The sequence below is a fragment of the Brevibacillus fluminis genome (genome assembly GCF_003710825.1).
Classification (GTDB): domain Bacteria; phylum Bacillota; class Bacilli; order Brevibacillales; family Brevibacillaceae; genus Brevibacillus_D; species Brevibacillus_D fluminis.
Map to the genome: position 1 here is coordinate 496,754 of NZ_RHHQ01000012.1, position 19,880 is coordinate 516,633.

At 53.4% G+C, this 19,880-nt stretch carries 19 protein-coding genes and 1 riboswitch; of the genes, 16 read left to right on the forward strand and 3 right to left on the reverse strand.

Annotated features, from left to right (window positions below):
- The first annotated feature begins 12 nt into the window (after positions 1-12).
- The 4 genes from EDM56_RS16470 (at position 13) to EDM56_RS31510 (ending at position 3,296) form a co-directional block, all read left to right on the forward strand.
- Positions 13-1,035 carry a 4-hydroxyproline epimerase gene (locus EDM56_RS16470; protein WP_122918962.1) on the forward strand — a complete coding sequence of 341 codons (1,023 nt, stop codon included), beginning with the start codon at positions 13-15 and terminating at the stop codon, positions 1,033-1,035.
- A gap of 19 nt (positions 1,036-1,054) precedes the next feature.
- A complete protein-coding gene (locus tag EDM56_RS16475) occupies positions 1,055-2,059 on the forward strand; it encodes a proline racemase family protein (protein ID WP_122918963.1) in 1,005 nt (334 codons plus the stop codon).
- A gap of 43 nt (positions 2,060-2,102) precedes the next feature.
- Complete coding sequence (locus tag EDM56_RS16480; protein ID WP_122918964.1) at positions 2,103-3,089, forward strand: NAD(P)-binding domain-containing protein; 987 nt, start codon at positions 2,103-2,105, stop codon at positions 3,087-3,089.
- Between the two features lie 63 nt (positions 3,090-3,152).
- Positions 3,153-3,296 (forward strand): hypothetical protein, encoded by a 144-nt coding sequence (locus EDM56_RS31510; protein ID WP_183192474.1) that lies wholly within the window; start codon positions 3,153-3,155, stop codon positions 3,294-3,296.
- 52 nt (positions 3,297-3,348) lie between these two features.
- On the opposite strand, the gene EDM56_RS16485 is transcribed toward EDM56_RS31510, so the two are convergent.
- Positions 3,349-4,788 (reverse strand): aldehyde dehydrogenase family protein, encoded by a 1,440-nt coding sequence (locus EDM56_RS16485; protein WP_122918965.1) that lies wholly within the window; start codon positions 4,786-4,788, stop codon positions 3,349-3,351.
- A 110-nt stretch (positions 4,789-4,898) separates the two neighbouring features.
- Positions 4,899-5,771, reverse strand: a complete 873-nt coding sequence (locus EDM56_RS16490) for a dihydrodipicolinate synthase family protein (protein WP_122918966.1) — start codon at positions 5,769-5,771, stop codon at positions 4,899-4,901.
- Positions 5,772-6,035: 264 nt separating this feature from the next.
- Between EDM56_RS16490 and EDM56_RS16495 the strand changes: the two genes are divergently transcribed.
- From EDM56_RS16495 to EDM56_RS16545, 10 genes are all read left to right on the forward strand, one after another.
- On the forward strand, positions 6,036-7,745 hold the full coding sequence (locus EDM56_RS16495; protein ID WP_122918967.1) for a methyl-accepting chemotaxis protein: 1,710 nt from the start codon (positions 6,036-6,038) through the stop codon (positions 7,743-7,745).
- A gap of 365 nt (positions 7,746-8,110) precedes the next feature.
- Positions 8,111-9,550 carry a SpoIIE family protein phosphatase gene (locus EDM56_RS16505; protein WP_122918969.1) on the forward strand — a complete coding sequence of 480 codons (1,440 nt, stop codon included), beginning with the start codon at positions 8,111-8,113 and terminating at the stop codon, positions 9,548-9,550.
- A 15-nt stretch (positions 9,551-9,565) separates the two neighbouring features.
- Positions 9,566-10,018, forward strand: coding sequence for an ATP-binding protein (locus EDM56_RS16510; protein WP_122918970.1), 453 nt, complete (start codon positions 9,566-9,568; stop codon positions 10,016-10,018).
- Positions 10,019-10,031: 13 nt separating this feature from the next.
- Positions 10,032-11,714: a methyl-accepting chemotaxis protein gene (locus tag EDM56_RS16515; protein ID WP_122918971.1), complete on the forward strand. Its 1,683-nt coding sequence runs from the start codon at positions 10,032-10,034 to the stop codon at positions 11,712-11,714.
- Positions 11,715-11,736: 22 nt separating this feature from the next.
- Positions 11,737-12,039: an STAS domain-containing protein gene (locus tag EDM56_RS16520; protein ID WP_122918972.1), complete on the forward strand. Its 303-nt coding sequence runs from the start codon at positions 11,737-11,739 to the stop codon at positions 12,037-12,039.
- A gap of 157 nt (positions 12,040-12,196) precedes the next feature.
- Positions 12,197-13,375, forward strand: coding sequence for an FAD-dependent oxidoreductase (locus EDM56_RS16525; protein WP_183192497.1), 1,179 nt, complete (start codon positions 12,197-12,199; stop codon positions 13,373-13,375).
- A gap of 90 nt (positions 13,376-13,465) precedes the next feature.
- On the forward strand, positions 13,466-13,693 hold the full coding sequence (locus tag EDM56_RS16530; RefSeq protein ID WP_122918974.1) for a hypothetical protein: 228 nt from the start codon (positions 13,466-13,468) through the stop codon (positions 13,691-13,693).
- A gap of 214 nt (positions 13,694-13,907) precedes the next feature.
- Positions 13,908-14,972 (forward strand): ribosome small subunit-dependent GTPase A, encoded by a 1,065-nt coding sequence (gene rsgA, locus EDM56_RS16535; RefSeq protein WP_122918975.1) that lies wholly within the window; start codon positions 13,908-13,910, stop codon positions 14,970-14,972.
- 56 nt (positions 14,973-15,028) lie between these two features.
- Positions 15,029-15,131: riboswitch (purine riboswitch) on the forward strand.
- Positions 15,132-15,440: 309 nt separating this feature from the next.
- Positions 15,441-16,031, forward strand: a complete 591-nt coding sequence (locus tag EDM56_RS16540) for a xanthine phosphoribosyltransferase (RefSeq protein ID WP_122918976.1) — start codon at positions 15,441-15,443, stop codon at positions 16,029-16,031.
- Complete coding sequence (locus tag EDM56_RS16545) at positions 16,025-17,335, forward strand: nucleobase:cation symporter-2 family protein (RefSeq protein ID WP_122918977.1); 1,311 nt, start codon at positions 16,025-16,027, stop codon at positions 17,333-17,335. The genes EDM56_RS16540 and EDM56_RS16545 overlap by 7 nt, the downstream gene beginning before the upstream one ends.
- Positions 17,336-17,390: 55 nt before the next feature.
- Here EDM56_RS16545 and EDM56_RS16550 read toward each other — a convergent pair whose 3' ends face one another.
- Positions 17,391-18,296, reverse strand: coding sequence for a DMT family transporter (locus EDM56_RS16550; protein ID WP_122918978.1), 906 nt, complete (start codon positions 18,294-18,296; stop codon positions 17,391-17,393).
- Between the two features lie 136 nt (positions 18,297-18,432).
- On the opposite strand from EDM56_RS16550, the gene EDM56_RS16555 reads away from it, so the two are divergent.
- Together EDM56_RS16555 and EDM56_RS32255 are read left to right on the forward strand one after the other, a co-directional pair.
- Positions 18,433-19,317, forward strand: coding sequence for a LysR family transcriptional regulator (locus EDM56_RS16555; protein ID WP_122918979.1), 885 nt, complete (start codon positions 18,433-18,435; stop codon positions 19,315-19,317).
- Positions 19,318-19,332: 15 nt separating this feature from the next.
- Complete coding sequence (locus tag EDM56_RS32255) at positions 19,333-19,554, forward strand: Ig-like domain-containing protein (protein ID WP_122918980.1); 222 nt, start codon at positions 19,333-19,335, stop codon at positions 19,552-19,554.
- The last annotated feature ends 326 nt before the right edge of the window (positions 19,555-19,880 follow it).

Genomic DNA, 19,880 nt, shown 5'->3' on the forward strand with positions numbered 1-19,880 from the left:
GTAGGGTGGAAGATGAAATCACGAAAAATGTTTTCGACAGTCGACACACATACGGGCGGCAATCCCACTCGGACAGTGATCAGCGGCTTGCCCAAGCTGAAGGGGCGCACCATGTCGGAGAAGATGCTGGAAATGAAGGCCGAGCACGACTGGATTCGTAAGCTATTGATGTTCGAGCCGCGCGGTCACGATGTGATGTCGGGGGCGCTTTTGGTGGACCCTTGTCACCCAGAGGCCGATATCGGCGTGATCTATATTGAGACGGGCGGCTATTTGCCGATGTGCGGTCATGATACCATCGGCTTTTGCACCGCGCTGGTAGAGACGGGCATGATCCCGGTGGAAGAGCCGGTCACGACACTGAAGCTGGATACCCCGGCAGGGCTGGTGGAGGTGGCAATCGAGGTTGCGGATGGCAAAGCCAGACAAGTGACGTTCCAAAATGTCCCCGCTTTTCTTTATGACAGCATCGAAGTAGAGGTGGAGGGGCTGGGACAGGTTGCTTGCGACATTGCCTACGGCGGCAATTTTTATGCGATCACCGATGCGCGCAAGATCGGACTCGAGCTGGTGCCATCCAATGCTTCCCGCATTGTCGAGGAGGCGGTGCGAATTCGCAAGGCGATCAATACCGCGGTAGAAGTGGCCCATCCGGAGGCGCCGTACATCAAAGGGGTGACGCATGTGGAGTTTTATGCCGAACCCACACACCCGGAGGCAACGGTGAAAAATACCGTCATCGTGCCGCCGGGAGGAATCGATCGCTCACCATGCGGCACGGGCACATCGGCGAAGCTGGCGGTTTTGTTTGCCAAAGGGGAAATCGGGCAAGGGGACGAATTCGTTCACGAGAGCATCGTCGGCTCCTTGTTTCGCGGGCGCGTGCTCGCCACAGCTGAGGTGGGCGGATTGCCAGCGGTGGTTACGCAGATCAGCGGTTCGGCTTGGATCATGGGGATCCACAAGTTTTTTATCGATGAGCGTGACGAATTGGCAGAAGGCTTCCTGCTGATTCCGCCAGCGGACGATCACTAAACGAAAAAGGGGTGCTATTATGCAGGCAAAAAAACTGTATACCACCATCGATGCACATACAGGCGGAGAACCGCTGCGCATCATCACAGGAGGGATTCCCCCGCTCAAGGGCTCGACGATATTGGAGCAGCGGGCCTATTTCCGCGAGCATCTGGACGATATTCGCCGTGTCCTGATGCATGAGCCGCGCGGCCACCATGGCATGTACGGCTGCGTCATCACGCCGCCTGTCAGCGAGGATGCCGATTTCGGCGTATTGTTCATGCATAACGAAGGCTTTTCCACCATGTGCGGACACGGCATCATCGCCGTCGTGACCGTGGCGATTGAAACCGGCTATTTGCAAATAAAAGGGGACAATCCACGCATTGTCATCGACAGTCCAGCAGGAAAAATCATTGCGTATGCGAAATGTGATGGTACGGAAGTAAAATCCGTCTCTTTTGAGAATGTGCCGTCGTTTGTCTTTGCCCAGGATGTGCGAATTGAGCTTGACGGGCGCAGCTTCTTTGTCGACATTGCGTTTGGCGGCGCGTTTTACGCCATCGTCGACGCCAAGGAGCTGGGTGTCAGCGTGGAGATCGAGCAGCTGCCGCAGCTTCAGAAATGGGGCCGAGCCATCAAGGAGCAGATCGAATCGCGGATGGCGGTGCAGCATCCGCTGGAGGGGCAGCTGCAAGGGATTTACGGAGTCATCATTTCCGATGAGCCGAAAAAAACGAATTCCCATCTGCGCAACGTGACGATCTTTGCCGATGAGCAAATCGACCGGTCCCCTTGTGGCACAGGTACGGCTGCACGCATCGCTACCTTGTACAAACGCGGGCAGCTTACGCAAAACGAAAATTTCGTCCATGAAGGCATTGTTGGCAGCCAGTTCGTCGCTCATGTCGTCGCGGATACGAAGGTGGGCGAATTCGAGGCCATCATCCCATCCATCGAAGGCAAGGCATTTATCACAGGCCTGCATCAGTTTGTGGTCGATCCGACCGATCCGCTCGGCAGTGGGTTTTTGCTTAGCTGAGCGTACGAGCATGTGTTTTGATGAAAAGAGAGGAGGAAATTATTTGCTGATTGTAAGCGCAAAGGATCAACGAGCGATCCTATCTGTTCATGAGGCAATCGACGCCGTGAGCGTTTCGTTGCAAGAATTTTCTGCACATCGTGCCTTATCCCCGATCCGCACCTTTCTGCCTGTACAGAAAGGAAACGGCACCTCGATTTTTATGCCTTCCTTGGTAGAAGCGACCGATAGCCTCGGTCTTAAGTTCGTCTCCGTCTTTCCCGAGAACGGTGAAAAAGGAAAAAAAACGATTTACGGCGTAGTCATCCTCGCTGATGTTATGACCGGCGAGCCAGTTGCGATGCTTGAGGCCTCTTATTTGACAGTGCTGCGGACTGGCGCGGCTTCCGGACTGGCGACCCGCCATCTGGCACGCGAGAACGCCAGGTCGCTTGCCGTCATCGGCACGGGGGCACAGGCGCGCGGTGCGGTAAACGCAGTCACAGCCGTGCGCTCGATCGATCAGATTCGCCTGTACAACCGCAGCCAGCAAAAGGCAGAAAGCTTCGCAGCAGAGCTGACAGAGCAGTTCGGGACAACGGTCGAGGTAATTGTTGCTGCAACGGCTGATGATGCCGTCAGCGGGGCAGATATCGTCATCACTGCGACGAATTCTCCGACACCGGTCTTTTCCGCGCAAGCGATCGGAGCGGGCACACATATCAATGCGATCGGTTCGTTTCGGCCGACGATGCAGGAGCTGCCGACCGATGTGATCGCGCGGGCGGGTAAGGTCGTTGTGGAATCGGTGGAAGGCGCGCTGGACGAGACGGGCGATCTCCTGCTGCCAATCGAACAAGGCGTGTTCGCGCCGGAGCGCATTTATGCTGAACTGGGCGAGATCGCCGCAGGGGAAAAGCACGGTCGCGAGCGTGAGGATGAGCTCACCGTCTTCAAGTCGGTAGGATTGGCTGCGATGGACGTGGTCGTCGCCAAAGCGATGGTCGACAAGGCGAAAGCGCTGGGCTTGGGAGTCGAGGTTACCCTGTAAGCGTAAGCTTCATGCTGCGGATTCACCTTTTCGCGGCTACCAATAGGTGGAGGGGATCGATCCATGGAATGGATGCGCATCGTCAATGAAGCTACGCCTCCCCCACAAGCAAAACAAATGGCAAAACGAAAATCCGCATGGTGGCTGCCGCTGGTTTTCGTTTTGCTGTTGCTCGACTTGCTTCTGTCCACATGGGGAAGGGGATAATCGAAAAAAACAGGCGGTCCACCAAAGGGAACCGCCTGACATTCGGCACGGATCAGAGCGTATGCTTGATCGCGCACGTTTTGATTTGGCTGTAAAAATCGAGGGCAGTTTGGCCCTGCTCACGCGTGTGCGAGCTGGAGAGCCTCATCCCGCCAAACGGCGCCTGATACTCGACGCCCGCTGTCTCCTGATTGACCCGCACCATGCCTGCGTGTGCCTCATCGAGAAAACGATGCGCTTTGGACAGGTCGCTTGTGAAGACCGAAGCGCTCAAGCCAAATACCGTCTGGTTGCAAAGCGCAATCGCTTCTTCAAAGTCGCTTGCTTGCAGCAAGGTAGCCACAGGTCCGAAAATTTCCTCCTGGACCAATGCGTGGCTTGCCCCGACCCCTTGCACGATCAGCGGGCTGATGAAATAGCCGTTTTCCCCTGATGCAACAGGAGCCGTTTCGGCGACAATCTCCGCTTCCTTGCGGGCAAGCTCTACATATTCATTCACTTTCGTAAACTGGTCGCGCGAAGCCACGGGGCCGAGATAGGCAGCAGGATCCAGAGCCGGTGCGATTTTGAGTGCTGCGACAGCGGCAGCGAGCTTCTCCACGAATGGCTCGAACGCACTCCGCTCGACGATGATCCGGCTGGTAGCCGTGCACTTTTGGCCGGCAGAACGGAAGGCGCCGCTTACGATCATCGGGACTGCCTTGTCCAGATCAGCATCCGCGAGCACGATCGCCGCATTTTTACCGCCCATTTCCGTCTGATACTTGATATTGCGCCGTGCGCACGATACGGCAACCTCTTGTCCCGTCGATGTCGAGCCGGTAAAGCTGACGGCATCGAGCGCAGCTTCATTCAGCAGGGTATTGCCGATCACGCGTCCTTTGCCAATGACCAGATTCAGGACGCCTGCAGGAAGCTGCGCTTCCGCAAACAGCTCAGACATCCGGACCGCGGTCAAGGAAGCGATGTCGGCTGGCTTCCAGATGACTGTATTGCCGCAGATGAGGGCGGGGGCAATTTTCCAAATTGGGATTGCGACGGGGAAGTTCCAAGGAGTAATGATACCGACGACCCCTAATGGTACGCGCTTGGCGTATTGGAGCACATTCGTATCCGCAGATGGGATAACGCTGCCGATGGCGCGCACGCCTTCCCCTGCATAGTAGCGCAGCAGATTGATGCCGCGGACCACTTCTCCGCGCATCTCGCTGATTGGCTTGCCCATTTCGCGGCTGGCGAGCGTCGCCAATTCATCCACATTTCGTTCCAACACCGCTGCCATCTTGGACAAATGCTCGGCGCGGGCGGCACCAGTCAGACGCGACCAAGACGAAAAGGCATGCCGGGCCGCTTCCTCTGCTGCCCGCACATGACTCGCGTCGGAATACCGAATCAACCCGACCTGTTCTTCCACATTGGATGGGCTTGTGACGACCGCTTCGTTGCCGGTGGGGGTGATCCACTCGCCCCCTATCCAGTTTTTGCTCTCCATCTGTTTGCCTCCTTTAACGAAAATGTATTGGCAGTGTCTCATTTATTCGAACAAAGCCATGGCGAATGCGGGGAAAGGCTGCGCCAAAAAAGTGGCACAGCCGCATTGGTTTACCCGCGAACAGCGAAATCGTACGCTTCCTTGATCCCGGCATAATACTCGGGAGAAAGCGGGAGGCGCGGTGGACGAGTCGGACCCACTGGGAACCCTGCTAGCTCCATCATATATTTGATCGATTGCACAAGCTGTGGGCTCGCATCGTAGTGGAAGAGCGGGAGCAGGCGGCGATACAGTTCCATCGCTTCGTCCAGCTTGCCTTCACGGGATAGGCGGAACAGCTCGACTCCCTCTTTCGGCAATGCGTTTGGAACACCTGCGATCCAACCGGTCGCACCGAAGAGCGGTCCTTCCATTGCCAAATCATCCACGCCGATCAACACTTCCAAATCGGTTTTTGCCAAAATCTCGTGAACGCGGCGCACATCTCCGGAAAATTCTTTCACACCGACAATGTTTTCAATCTTGCTGAGCCTTGCCAAAAGATCCGGCGTCAGATCGACTTTGTAGTCGTGCGGGTTGTTGTAGGCGATGATTGGCAGCCCCACGCTCGCCAGCGCTTCATAGTGAGCGACGACTTCATTTTCCAGCGGACGGTAGTTGATCGGCGGTAGCGCCATGATCCCTGCTGCACCAGCCTCTTTCGCCTGACGGACCCATCCGACCGCCTGCTGGGTGGAAGGAGCACCGGAACCGACAACAACAGGGACGCGATCCTTCGCAGCCGCGACGACCGTTTCGACTACTTTTGCCCGCTCTTCCGCAGTAAGAGAAGCATATTCGCCCAAAGAACCGCATGGCACGAGGCCATGTACCCCTTGTGTAATCATCCAATCGCAAAGCTCATGTAGACGCTTGTAATCAACTTCATAACTCTCGGTAAAGGGGGTGACGATCGCGACATAAACACCTTCAAATTTGGCCATTTTGAAACTCCTCTCCCATGTTTGTTTTAGGAAATGTCCTCGCTTGCATTCTCGCAAGTCTTGTGCCAAACGGATTTAACCGTCTTTTCACGGCAACTGTCTAAATTGGCGTACACGTGAAAAAGGGGAGTGTATAAGAGATGAGAAAATGTCTGGAATGTTATACAGTGAAAATATTTTGAATTTTTATATTCATCCTTTTACAATGAGTGAATACCACGCTTTACAATAGACAAACAACGCGATGGTAAGGGGGCTTTTTGCGTGAGAAACAGAATCCGTTTTACCGTACAGGCCAAGATTACGCTCTCATTCGTCATCATCATTCTCGTCATGGTTGCGACAGGCGGCATGAGCTACTGGAAAACATCGCTGATGGAGCAGAAAAGCGATGAGATCGTGCATGACGCCATGGTCATCGGGGAGGCGGCGCGGGATCTGCACACCGATTTGGTGCAGCTTGAAACCGGGGTTCGCGGTTACATCCTGGTAGAGAAAGAAGAGTATTTGGAACCGTACTTCATCGGGACGGCAGAGCTGGTCAAAGATTTGGCCCAAATCCGAACGTATGAAGAAAACCATCCGGTCATGAAGGATTTGATCGAAAACAAGGCGTATCCGCAAATCAAGTTGCTGCAGGAGTATTTCGACAGTCAGGTCGATCTGGTCAAGCGCGGGAAGAAGCAGGAAGCGTTGGACAAGCTGGGCAACGGAAAGCGCGCGATGGATGAGTTCAACAAGATCAACCAGCAAATCTTGAAAAATGTGAGCAATATCGTGGACGGAGCGTCAGCGCAAACGGCGGAAGCGGCAGATCAGGCCAAGCTGACCATCATCGCAGGGGCAGCCAGCGCGCTTGTGATATCGGTTGTTTTTGCGCTCCTCTTGATCAAAGGGATCGTCAAGCCGATCAGGCGGATCAGCCGCCAGCTGGGCGAGATTGCCGATGGGGAAGGGGATTTAACCAAGACGATCGAGGTCGGGACGAAGGACGAGCTGGCCGATTTGGCTGCTTCTTTTAACCGGATGACCTCGAGCTTGCGCGAGCTGATTCGCCAGGTCGGACAAAACGCAGAGATGGTGATGGCGTCGGCCGAAGAGCTGACGGCAAGCATCGAGCAAAACGGTAAGGCAAGTGAGCAGATCGCGTTCGGCATCCAAGAGGCGGCTCACGATGCGGAAAAGCAGGTCGTTCATATAAAAGGAAACGCTGCGGCGCTCACGCAAATGGCCGGTGGGCTCAGTGAGATCGCTGTGGGGGCTACTGAGGTTTCGGGCTATGCCGAACGAACCTCCTCAATCGCGCTAGCGGGGAGCGAACGGATCGGTAAAGCGATTGCCCAGATGGATTCGATCAACAAGACGGTGCATGACTTGGCCGATCACATCAATGAGCTGGGAAAAGACTCCCAAGAGATCGAAAAGATTGTAGAGGCGATCACAGGAATTGCGGCGCAAACCAATTTGCTTGCGCTGAACGCAGCCATCGAAGCAGCGCGGGCGGGTGAACACGGACGAGGGTTTGCCGTCGTGGCAGGCGAGGTACGCAAGCTGGCGGAGCAGTCAGCGGAATCGTCTCGTCAGATCACCGAATTGATTGTCGATATCCAAAACGAGATCAAGCGTGCGGTTCAATCCATGAAGCAGAGCGCGGATGAGGTGCAGGAAGGCATCCGATTCGTCCATCAGGTGGGCGAATCGTTTGGGCAAATCCAGACGGCGGTGGACGAGGTGACCGGCAGAATTATGCAGGTGCGCGACACGTCTCACGAAGTGACGAGCGGGACGGACCAGCTGTCTGCGTCCTTCTCCGAGATGATTGCGGTCGTCGAGCATAGTGCAGCGGGTGCACAGGCGGCATCGAATGCTTCCGAGGTGCAGCTCGCCTCTGTAGAAGAGATTACGGCATCGGCCGCCTCGTTGGCGAAAATGTCCGAGCAACTGCAGCAGATGATTGCCCGATTTAACGTATAGTAAAAAGACCGATCGTTCTAACAAGAGCGATCGTCTTTTTGCGTTTTGGAAGCCCATATTTTTGTTCGTTATATTTCGTGTGGGTTCTGTCGAAAGTCTTACGAACAAAGAAGCGAAACAGTCGGATTTGCTCATTTTTGTGAATTCTATATCGGTGTTTGTCAAAATAACCGATTAACGTAAAAAAGAATAATGACGAATTTAGTGGTTTTTTATTGCAGATATCAGGGAATATCCTGATTGTAGTCAAAAGGGACCACCTCTATGATGAAGCTATCCATTGGACGAAAGACGATAGATTTGCGAGAAGAAGAGGGCATGGCTTAAGGATGCAGGCAGTCTGTAGAGAGGAGATGGAGTAGCTGGTGTCCAGCAATCTAGGCGATTTACTTACATATCTTCATGCGTTGCCGGAGTTCATGCTGGTGCAGGATGAGCATGGGGGCTGGATTGCTGCCAACGGGGTCGCACTGCGCCTTTTACAATTGGAAGGAGTCGTATATCAGGGCAGATGCACGCGAGAGCTGCTGCAGGAAGCTGGTTGGGAGCATGAGCTGTGGACCTGTTTTGATGAAGCTTGCGCCAGCGCATGGCAGCGCAAAGCGATCGTAGAATGTGAGCTGCCGTTTCGCTATGACGATGGGCGGGCGACGCGCGTGTTTGTGCTTAAGATGATTCCGATTATCAAACAGGCGGGTGAGCTGAATTACCTAGTGATTCAAGGCCGTGATAACACCGTGCGGACGCTGATGGAGGAAGAGATCACCCTGGCCGGTAAAGTGTTCGAAAGCGTCAGCGACGGCATTTTTGTGACGGATGTGGAAGGGACGATCTTGTTTGTGAACCCGGCCTTCACAGCAGTAACAGGCTACAGTACCGCTGACGTCATCGGCAAAAACCCGCGCGTGCTGAAATCGGGCAAACAAGGAGCGAAATTTTATCAGCATATGTGGAACTCGCTCTTGGAGGACGGCTACTTTCAAGGAGAGATTTACAATCGGCGTAAAAACGGGCAGGTGTATCCCGAATCGCTCACGATCAATGCGATCAAGGACAAAATGGGCCACACAACCCATTACGTCGCCATTTTCCGGGATATATCCGAGCGGGAGCAGGTGCGCAAAGATGTGATGCTCACAGGCAAAATCCAGCGCAAGTTCCTTCCGCCTGATTACCAGGATCAATGGGTGACGATTCGTTCCTTTTTCAAGCCTTCCCACTATGTCAGCGGGGACTTGTATGATTACAAGTGGCTAATGAACAGCGAAAAGCTGTTCGGCTATTTGATCGATGTGATGGGGCACGGCCTGTCGACCGCCTTGCAGGCGTCTGTCCTGCGGGTCCTGTTTTTGCAAGCGGCGTCGCTCGGGCTGTCTTTGCAGGAAAAGGTGAGCTGGATTAATCGGGAGTCCATGCGTTATTTCACGGAGGATACGTTCGCGGCAGCGATTTGCTTCGAGTTTGATCTTCGTGCTCGCACGTTTACCTATGTGTCCTGCGGGATCAATTACTTTCTCGCCGCCACGAAAGAGATGAGCGGGGTAATCAAAGCTCCCGGGATGTTTCTCGCCTTGAGCGAATCGGCGGTGTATGAACAGCACGTTTTGCCAATTCACCCAGGCGATAGCTTCTATTTGATGACGGATGGCGTCTATGACAAAATGCCCGCACACTACAAACAAGAGCTCCCCTGCTTCGACGAAATGACCGATAATCTGAAAAAATTGATTTTCACGCAAAAGCACAAAGACGACGCGTCTGCAATTTTGTTCAATATTCACGATTTACCCGAAGCAAGGTCATGAAAAAAGGATGGAAGCATGATGAAAGAGCTGGAGTTTACCTTTACTACACTCGATGTCTTTCAAAAGATCCGGCCGCATGTCATCCAGTATGTGCGCGAGAATTTGGAAGGGAACTCTACGTTGATGGAAGTCGCACTGATGGAAGCCATTAACAATGCGTGGGAGCATGGGGGCAAAAAAGACATCAAAAGAGGTGTGCGCGTCAGGCTCCGCGTTCAAAACGGCAGGCGCCTCATCATTCGTGTGAAAGACGATGGTCCCGGTTTTCACGCAAACGAAAAACTCAAACAAATCAACGTGGAAGAAGGAGACCCATTCGAAAAATGCCTGTATGACGAGTCAGGCCGAGGTCTACTATTAATGAATCAAGCAGCTGACAAAATTACGTACAATCGGCAAGGGAACGAGGTTTTGATGGTCAAAACATTGCCGGTCAAACACGGTAAGCCGTTTTCCCCGCCACATTAAGGAGAAATTATTCATGAAGTTGACTACGAAGCTGATCGCCTCGTACTTGAGTATCTGCCTCATCATTGCGCTGCTTGGCGCATATGCCGTGACCAAGATCGAGGAAGTGAACCAAAACGGGGAATGGATGTATCAGGATCGGCTAGTGCCTGTCGCGCAGCTGGGCGAAATCGGCAAAAAAGCGGAAAATATTCGGGTCGTGCTGTTGGCAGCCGTGCTGACGAAAAATACCAGTCTCACGGATACGGCAGAAGAGAACATGACAGAGATCGAGCAGTTGGCAGCCGACTATGGCAAAAGCTACATGGAAGCGGACGAAAAGGTGCTATATACGCAGTTCACCACAAATTGGCAAGAATTCAAGGGGCTTTCGCAGCAATCGATTCAAGGGCTCAAATCGGATCAGACCGAAAGCGTTCTCCAGTCATTAAAGGCGGGCCAGGAGCCGTTCGATAAAGTATCGGACAATATCGCGCAGCTGTTGGCGATTAACAAAAAGGCGGCTGATCAGCTGCTTTTGGACAATCACAACGCGTTTTTGCATACCCGCACGATGCTTTGGGGAGCCATCATCGCTGCAGCGGCGGTTGCGATCGGAATCGGCTTGTTCGTCGGGCGACTGATTACGCGCCCACTGAAAAACATCGCAAAGCATGCGGAAATGATCGCGCAAAGCGATTTGACAGGGAACATGGTACCGGAAAAAAGCAAGGATGAAATCGGCCAGCTGAGCAGATCCTTCCACAAGATGGAGGTGACCTTGCGCCAAATCGTCGGGGAAGTCCGCGGTGCATCCGACACGCTCGCTGCCACGTCGCAGGAAATGGCCGCTTCGGCAGAGGAAGTAGCGGGAGCAGTCGGCGAGATCTCACTGGGGACTCAGCAGGTGGCAAGCGGCGCAGAAGAGGGCAGCCACGCTGTCATGGATGCGAGCAAGGTGCTTTTGGAGCTGTCATCGCTGATCCAAATCGCCAAAAACAAGGCCACATCCGCAGCAGCCAGTTCAGGTATTACGCTTGCGACCGCAACCGAGGGAAGCGAAACCGTCAGTAAAACGATCGGATTAATGGATCACATAAAAGCGTCTACGGAGCAAATGGAACAAGCGATAGAAACGCTTCATGAATATTCGGCACAGATCGGACTGGTCACGGATACGATTACGCAAATTTCGACGCAAACCAATTTGCTAGCCTTAAACGCGGCGATTGAGGCGGCGCGAGCGGGCGAAGCAGGTAGAGGCTTTGCCGTGGTGGCCGATGAGGTGCGCAAGCTGGCGGAACAATCGACGGACGGCGCGAAGCAAGTGGCGGAATTGATTGCGAAAATCACGACCAGCACCCAACATGCCGTAGCTGCGACTGAGCAAAGCCGGATAGCGGTGGAAGAAGGCTCACAGGCGATCGTGCTCACCGGAAAAGCGCTCGACGACATTTTGGCAGCTGTCCGGCTGACGGCAAAGGATGTAAACGGGATCGCAAAAGTAACTGACGAGGAGATTGCAAGCTCTGACAGGATCGTCTCATTGATTCATACGCTCTCGAGCGTGGTGGAAAACACCGCGTCCATCTCCGAGGAAGTGTCGGCAGCTACGGAAGAGACGAGTGCGGCGATGGAAAACATTACAGCGAGCGCCGAGGAGACAAGCGCGATGGCGACGCAGCTCAGCACGAGCGTGCATGTGTTTAAACTTTAGGCAAGAAGAGGAGGGGCAGCAGATGAATTACCAAATTACCGCAACGAACGGAAATGTGGATGTTCAGTTGAAGGGCGATATCTATGTAGAGGAGTCGGCGCTGATTCGCGAGGAAATGCTTCAATATATACAAGATGGGCACAAAAATCTGCGCATCGACATGAGCAATGTCACGTTTATCGATAGCTCAGGCCTTGGCGTACTGGTCGCGATCCAGAAGCGGGCCATTCAAAACGGCGGGGCTGTCACAATCATCGGCTTGAAAGGAAGCGTGCTTGAGCTGTTTGAGCTGACGCGCTTAAACAAAGTGTTTGCAATGGAATGACAAAAAGAACAGCGCATGGGGTCTCGCAAAAGGCTCCATGCGCTGTTTTTTTTGTAAGGTCAGCCATTTTGAAAATTTCTCAATACCATTTGTCACAAACGAACCATGTCGCTCGTTTTGTTTGCAAAACCAACATGAGGAGTGGATTCGTTTGAAGATGAACACATGTGTCGTTGTCGGAGGCGGTTACGCCGGGATCAATGCTGTGCAGGCGATTTGCAAGACGATGGGAGAGCGTATAACGGATCGAACCATGCGGGTGATCTTGATTGACAAGGAGCCACACCATTTGCGCAAAGTGCTCTTGTTCAAGCCGGCTGCCCAAGAAGAAAAGATCGCCCTGCCGTTGAATCAAGTCGTACCATCGGAGGTTCAGGTGATCCAAGGCACCGTGGCCGGGTTAAATGGAACGGAACGCAATCTGATGTATTTCGATCAGGCGGGTGGGCAGCAGTATCTTAACTACGATTTTCTGGTTCTAGCGCTTGGCAGCACGGTCAGGTGTGCAGACCCGGCGCTTGGCGGGATTGCGCTGAACAGTCTGGAAGCGGCGGAATCGATTCGCGAAATGTGGCGGGCCAACCTGAAAAAAGCACAGCATGAAAAGGGAAAGGATGAGCGTCAGCGGTTGATGTCGCTGGCGGTGGCAGGAGCGGGCATAAGCGGCATCGAGACGTCCGCTGAGCTTGCCCACGCGATGCGCGAGGAGGCGTCGAGGCTGGGGCTCGATCCCGAATTTGTGAAAGTGTATTTGGTCAATGCAAAACATGCGTTGTTCCCTGAAGGACCGGCGAAGATGGGGCACAAGCTGGAACGCGCTTTGCAAGATTTAGGAGTGACGGTGATCAACGGGCAAAAGGCCCTTCGAGCACATAACAACAAAGTAGAGCTGTCCGGCGGCAGTGCCATCCATGCGGGGCTGTGCGTATGGACGCTTGGGCTCGTGCCGAATCCTCTTCTTGGATCCCTTGGGCTGCCATTGTCGGCGAAAGGCCAGTTGATTGTAGATGCGTCGTACCGGGTGGCAGGGATGAAAGGCGTATACAGCATTGGGGATTGCGCACACATCGTAGACCCGCAGAGCGGGCGTGCGGACATGATGACATGCAAGGAAGCGAAAGGCCAGGCAGCGCGTCTGGGCAAGGTGATGCTGGCGGATTTGCAGGGCAAGCCAGCCCCCGTCCATAAAAGCTACATGGACATCTTTTGCATCGGGCTAGGTCCTGGTAAAGGCATGGTCTGGACGCGGCAATGCGGCGTCAATATCATCCTGGAGGGCAAGCTCGGCTGGAAATTCAGGCAAATGACATGGAATATAGCGAGTTTGATCAAATAATGTCGATTTTATCCAGAGAAGAGGAGAATTGACAAGCGTTTTGTGATACGATAATAGTGTCAGACCATCGTTTGAGAGGAGGAACCATCAATGGATTGGATGGTATGGGGACTTTTTCTCTTTATCGCGATCGCTGTCGTGATCGGCATTGCATCCGGTAAAAATCGAAGCAGCACACGTGGTGGGCACAGCTACACATCCTCGGACAGCAGCAGCTTTGTCAGCGATGGCGGCAGTAGCTTCTGGGGCTCGAACTCGAACGACTGTGGGAGCAGCGGAAGCTGTGGTTCTGATGGTGGAGGCGGCGGTGGAGACTAACCGAAAAAGCCGTCGGCCAATTTGAAAGGAGAGATGTTAAATGATGATGATGAAACGAGTTGCCGTACAGATTGCAGGATATGAGGTCGCAGGGTCCTCCTTTTAAAACGGGCAATTGTATGTGACAGACGGGTTAAAGCGAGGAAACTCCTGTGATCTCAAACGTGAGGAACTACCATTCGTTTGAATCTAACAAGTATCAGGAGGAATCCCGTTGAACGTGAAACAATTAGGTTGGAATGAACATTTTGAGCAAGAGTTCCAAGCTTTTCAAGGAAAAGGATACACAGTGGGCAGAGTCGCCCTTGAACATAAGCGGCTGTACCGCGTTTATACGGAACAGGGTGAACTGTTGGCGGAAGTGACGGGCAAGCTGCGGCATACGGCGACTGGGCGCGAAGATTTTCCCGCTGTCGGGGATTGGGTCGTGATCTCCCCGCGCGTGGAAGAAGGAAAGGCAACGATTCACGCCGTGCTGCCGCGCACAAGCAAGTTCTCTCGCAAAGTCGCAGGGGATACGACGGATGAGCAGATCGTCGCTGCCAATGTAGACACGGTGTTTCTGGTAAATGCGTTGAACAACGATTTTAATGTAAGACGGATCGAGCGCTATTTGGTCATGGCGTGGGAGAGCGGGGCCAATCCGGTCATCCTGCTTTCCAAGGCCGATTTGTGCGATGATCCCGAGCGGTTCGTCCGTGAGGTGGAGGCGGTGGCAGTCGGCGTGCCGATCCATGTGACCAGCTCACTGCGCGATGAGGGCATCGAAAGCGTTGCCCCTTATTTGCAGCCGGGAAAAACGATTGCGCTGATGGGCTCGTCTGGCGTGGGCAAATCTTCCTTAATCAACCGGATCATCGGGGATGACCGCATGGAGGTCAATGCCGCGCGTGAAGGCGACGATCGCGGGCGCCACACGACGACGCATCGCGAGCTGATTTTGCTGGATTCCGGTGCGGCCGTGATCGATACGCCGGGCATGCGCGAGCTGCAGCTATGGGACGCTGATTCCGGCTTCAGCGAGGCGTTTGACGATATCGAGTCGCTGGGGGCGTCTTGCAGGTTTAGCAATTGCCGTCACCAAAAAGAACCGGGCTGCGCGATCCAAGAGGCGCTTGCAACCGGCGAGCTGGAGCAAAGCCGCTATGACAGCTATTTGAAGCTGCAGCGGGAGCTGGCCCATTTGGCTCGCAAGGAAGATAAAAAGCTGCAAAGCCAGGAAAAAGAGAAGTGGAAAAAGATTACCCAAAGCGTGCGCAACAAGCCTGTGAAAAGGTAAAATTTTATTGGTCGGCAGTCTTGTCGAAATGAGTCGACTTGTGATAGATTGAATAGCATACTCCATACATCGCTACTCGTATAATGGTTGGGAATATGGCCCGAGAGTTTCTACCAAACGACCGTAAATCGTTTGACTACGAGTGAAAGAGTGCCTAGGGTTCCGTTGCCGCATGTGCGGCAGGCAGGTCCGAGCGGCGCTGGCGCGAATGGCACAATGAAGCACGGCTATCATGCTTCTCTTGTGCAAGACAGCTGAGGCGTTGCCGATCATTGGCATCGTCATTGGCGATTTCGACGCTACACCTAAGGGATAAAAGCCCAGAGGGACAGTTTTCACTTGACTACACGTAATTTTCGTCAAGGAAACTGTCACTCTTGGGCTTTTTTTATTTGAGGCTCTCGCAACGCGAAGCCAGGTTTTCTAATTCCTATTTTTGCAACAAAAATGAAAAAAGGGAGCTGCCACATGAAACTGTTACAAGACCGTATTCGCAAAGACGGAGATGTTCTCTCCAGCCACGTTCTGAAGGTTGATTCTTTTCTTAACCATCAGGTAGATCCGCTGCTCACGATGGAAATCGGCAAAGCGTTCGCCGAGCGTTTCGCAGGGGAGCCGATCACCAAGGTGCTGACGATCGAGGCGAGCGGCATTCAGTTTGCCATGGCGACTGCACTGGCGCTGGGCGTGCCATTCGTTTATGCGAAAAAGAAAAAGGCGGTCACGCTGACCGAGGACGTTTATTCGGTTCCCGTCGAGTCGTTTACACGCAAGGAAACGTATCAAGTGAGCGTTTCGAAAAAATACTTGACCGCGGATGATACCGTGCTGATCGTCGATGACTTCCTGGCGACAGGCGCAGCGCTGATCGGGCTGGTGGACATCATCGGACAAGCCGGGGCCAAACTGGTTGGTGTTGGAGCAGTGATTGAAAAGAGCTTCCAGGAAGGACGCGGACTTTTGGAGCAAAAAGGCGTGCGAATTGAATCGCTGGCGCGTATCGAGTCCATGTCACCGGAAGAAATCCACTTTATCGAGGAGACGGCAACCACATGCTAAGCAAACAAAAGATTTTCACATTGGGTTTTCAGCACGTGCTCGCCATGTATGCCGGCGCAGTTGTCGTGCCGCTGATCATCGGTGGTGCCTTGAAGCTGACACAGGCGCAGATGGCGTATCTCATTGCCGCAGACTTGTTCACTTGCGGATTGGCTACGCTGATTCAAGTTTTGGGTACCCGTTATATCGGTATCAAGCTGCCGGTTGTTCTCGGCTGTACGTTTACGGCTGTCGGGCCGATCATCGCGATCGCATCGACCACCAATATTCCTACCGCTTATGGCGCCATCATCGTCGCGGGGATATTCGTCGCGTTAGCTGCACCGTTATTCGGTAAATTGCTGCGCTTCTTCCCGACTGTCGTAATCGGCTCAGTCGTTACGATCATCGGTCTGTCGCTGATTCCCGTCGCGATGAACAACGTCGCTGGCGGCCAAGGAAGCCCTGATTTCGGACAACCGCGCAATCTTTTGCTCGCTTTGCTGACTCTTGCTATCATTTTGATCGTCAATCGTTTCTTCAGCGGTTTTGTGCGTGCAATTTCCGTCCTGATTGGTCTTGCGGTCGGAACAACAGTTGCGTATTTCCTGGGCATGGTGAATTTCGGGGCGGTATCGAGCGCTTCTGCGATCAGTATTGTCCAACCTTTTTATTTCGGCGCTCCGCAATTCAACATCGCTGCTATTGTGACCATGATCATCGTTTGCATCATCGGGATGGTCGAATCCACCGGTACGTATTTTGCCTTGAGCAAAGTGACCGGCAAGGAGCTGAAAGAGCAGGACATCGTCGGTGGCCTGCGTGCTGAAGGTCTGGCGATCGTATTGGGCGGTTTGTTCAACGCGTTCCCGTATACTAGCTTTTCCCAAAACGTCGGCCTGGTTTCACTCACAGGCGTGAAAAGCCGCGACGTGATGTTTGGTGCCGGCTTCATCATGATTCTACTCGGACTTTTGCCGAAATTGGCGGCGCTGACTACGGTCATCCCGAACCCGGTATTAGGAGGCGCGATGGTCGCAATGTTTGGGATGGTCGTTGCATCCGGTATCACGATTCTTTCACACGTCGACCTGCGCCAAAATGAGAACCTTTTGATCGCGGCTTGCAGCATCGCCGTTGGCTTGGGCTCTTCGGCGGTTCCGCAAATGTTCGACCATTTGCCAGAAACAATGAAAATGCTTTGCACCAACGGCATCGTCACCGGCTCCGTAACCGCTGTGCTGCTCAACTTGCTCCTGATGCACAGCAAAGGAACGGTAAGCAGCGCTGAAATGGCTGCGCAAACGACCGGACAAGAAGTGTAATGGAAACGAAACCCCCGCGACATCCTTGAGAGGAGCGTGGGGGTTTTTTGTGGCTTCAGATCGATTTTTCCACTGCCCTGACAGGTGCCACTTGCACCTTTGCGCGCGCAGTCCCTTGCCAGTTGACGAGAAAAATCCCTGCGCAAATAAAAGCGCCACCGACGATGACATACCATTCAATCGTCTCATGCAAGAGCAGCCAGCTGGAAAGCACCCCGAACAGCGGGACCAAAAACAAATAAGCGCTCGTTTTGGCGGGGTCGCCGTTTTTCAGCAGATAGTACCAGAGGGAAAACTGCACGATGGAGCACATCACTACAAGCCAGAGCAGGATGGCGACCGACATCGTCGTGATGCGGAAGTAAGGATGCTCCGTCAATGCGCTGAGAAGCAAAAGTGCGATTCCTCCGAATATCATCTGATAGGCCGCGAGTGTTGTCATCTGGAAGGCGCTGCCCCAGCGTTTGATCAGTAATGTGGCGATGGCGAAAAAGATGGCGCCCGCCATGCTGAGCAGAGTGCCCGGCTGAAACCCGAGCTGAAAGTTGAGGCAGAAGGCGACGCCGAGGAAGCCGACGACTACGCCCAACCATTGGCGCACGCGATAGACGGCGCCGGTGAACAGCGTCCCGAGAATGATGACGAACAGCGGATTCAAGTTGAGCATGATGGACGATTCACCCGAGGTGATCCAGCGCATGCTGTAATACCCGCAGCCCATCACACCTGCCGATTGGAAAAGACCGATGACGGCTGCCTGCCACCATTGGGACGTCCCGCGGGGCCGAGGCTGCGGTTTGCTTCTGACGAGCAGGGCGAGCAAGCCGCCGGCAATCACAAAACGGATACCCATTAAAAAGAATGGCGGTGCATATTCGAAGCCGATTTTGCCGACAGGAAAGGCGATGCCCATCAATAGTGTCGTGATCAGGAGCAGACTGACGTATTTGAACTGCTTCATCGAGACAACCTCCATTTTCGTTGTTGATGATCCTATTGTAGAAGAGGTTTGGTTTTCTGTATAATGATTGCTAAAGATATTCGGTATCAGAAAATATGATTGCCAATCGGATTGAGTGAAGGGGAGGAACAGAAACATGGAAAGCGCGGATTTGCGGGTTTTTCAAATGGTGGCGCGGGAAGGCTCGATCACGAAGGCAGCGGTCCGGCTCGGCTATGTGCAATCCAACGTGACGGCACGTATCCAGCAGCTGGAAACAGAGCTGGGCACGGCCTTGTTTTTGCGGCACAACCGGGGGATGACGCTTTCAGCAAGCGGCAAAACGCTGCTCGGGTACGCGGACAAAATCGTCGGCCTGCTCGATGAGGCGACCCGGGCACTCGCCTCGACAAACGAACCGAACGGCCCTCTTGCCATCGGCTCCACTCAGACAGCCGCGGCGGTTCGCCTGCCTCCGTTGCTCGCTGCCTATCACCGCCAATATGAGCAGGTGCATCTGTCGCTCGCGACGGGCCATACACAGCTTTTGATCGAAAAAGTGCTGCAATATGAGCTCGATTGCGCCTTCATCGGGATGAAATGCGACCATCCCCAGCTCGATTCCATCACTGTTTTCAATGAAGAGCTAGTCATCGTCTCTGCCCCGTCCGTCACCGGAATCGAGGAAGCGGTGACAAAACCGATCCTCGTCTACGGCCTTGGCTGCTCCTACCGGGACGTATTGGAGCGCTGGATCGCGGCAAGCGGCTTCAAAAGACCCGTCGTCATGGAGCTCGGCACACTGGAAGCCATCATCGGCACCGTATCGGCAGGCCTCGGCATCTCACTTTTGCCACGCGCCGTCGTCGACCGCCATGCAGCAGAAGGAACGCTCCGCGCCCACCCAATTGAAGAGACATATCGCTACATGAAAACTGACCTGATTACCCGAAAAGACACCTTCATCAGCAGTGCGCTGCGCGCGTTTATTAATCTGTTGCCTACTGTTACGGTAGATGATCAGGAAAAAATAACGAACTAAAAAAGCCCATCTTACATGGAACGGGTTCGGTTTTTGGTGCAAAAACAAAAGAAGGGCGGGAGCAAAGCGGATGTGACCGAAAAAGCGGAGTGGTTGACGAGTGACAAGAGCGTTGCTACTGTAATAAACGGCATCATTACAGCTGTTGTTGCTCCTGGGAGCACGACTATCTATATCAAAAAACAAAAGAGCCCTTTCACAATTTCTGTGAATAAGGCTCCTTTTTTTTACCCCTGAGAAGGGTAGTCAAAATTGCTGAATGCAGCGACTGGTTTTGCTAGTTCAACAAGTAAACAGTTCCAAAAATCAAGTTTTTTGCATCATGCGGAACCATCAAGGATTTGAGTAACTCTCTATCATGATATTCCCGATCGAGCGCCCCAGCTTCTTGCCAAGCCTTATGTTGGAGCCGATTCTGTACAAGGTTTGCAAAGTAGTGGCTGGCATTCGCTGTAACTTATAAATGTTAGTATATGGAAAGAAAGAATCACTCTTCCTCCTCAGTACATAAGCAGAAGAAACGCAAGGAGGATGTGGAGTAGATAAACTTTCTATATTAGACA

What these genes read in the sequence shown, in the direction of transcription:
- EDM56_RS16555 (WP_122918979.1), top strand. Translation starts at nt 18,433, where the DNA reads ATGGAAAGCGCGGATTTGCGGGTTTTTCAAATGGTGGCGCGGGAAGGC.
- EDM56_RS16525 (WP_183192497.1), top strand. Translation starts at nt 12,197, where the DNA reads ATGAACACATGTGTCGTTGTCGGAGGCGGTTACGCCGGGATCAATGCT.
- EDM56_RS16470 (WP_122918962.1), top strand. Translation starts at nt 13, where the DNA reads ATGAAATCACGAAAAATGTTTTCGACAGTCGACACACATACGGGCGGC.
- EDM56_RS16545 (WP_122918977.1), top strand. Translation starts at nt 16,025, where the DNA reads ATGCTAAGCAAACAAAAGATTTTCACATTGGGTTTTCAGCACGTGCTC.
- EDM56_RS16520 (WP_122918972.1), top strand. Translation starts at nt 11,737, where the DNA reads ATGAATTACCAAATTACCGCAACGAACGGAAATGTGGATGTTCAGTTG.
- EDM56_RS16485 (WP_122918965.1), bottom strand. Translation starts at nt 4,788, where the DNA reads ATGGAGAGCAAAAACTGGATAGGGGGCGAGTGGATCACCCCCACCGGC.
- EDM56_RS16510 (WP_122918970.1), top strand. Translation starts at nt 9,566, where the DNA reads ATGATGAAAGAGCTGGAGTTTACCTTTACTACACTCGATGTCTTTCAA.
- EDM56_RS16475 (WP_122918963.1), top strand. Translation starts at nt 1,055, where the DNA reads ATGCAGGCAAAAAAACTGTATACCACCATCGATGCACATACAGGCGGA.
- EDM56_RS16530 (WP_122918974.1), top strand. Translation starts at nt 13,466, where the DNA reads ATGGATTGGATGGTATGGGGACTTTTTCTCTTTATCGCGATCGCTGTC.
- EDM56_RS16550 (WP_122918978.1), bottom strand. Translation starts at nt 18,296, where the DNA reads ATGAAGCAGTTCAAATACGTCAGTCTGCTCCTGATCACGACACTATTG.
- EDM56_RS16540 (WP_122918976.1), top strand. Translation starts at nt 15,441, where the DNA reads ATGAAACTGTTACAAGACCGTATTCGCAAAGACGGAGATGTTCTCTCC.
- EDM56_RS16490 (WP_122918966.1), bottom strand. Translation starts at nt 5,771, where the DNA reads ATGGCCAAATTTGAAGGTGTTTATGTCGCGATCGTCACCCCCTTTACC.
- EDM56_RS32255 (WP_122918980.1), top strand. Translation starts at nt 19,333, where the DNA reads ATGGAACGGGTTCGGTTTTTGGTGCAAAAACAAAAGAAGGGCGGGAGC.
- EDM56_RS16515 (WP_122918971.1), top strand. Translation starts at nt 10,032, where the DNA reads ATGAAGTTGACTACGAAGCTGATCGCCTCGTACTTGAGTATCTGCCTC.
- EDM56_RS31510 (WP_183192474.1), top strand. Translation starts at nt 3,153, where the DNA reads ATGGAATGGATGCGCATCGTCAATGAAGCTACGCCTCCCCCACAAGCA.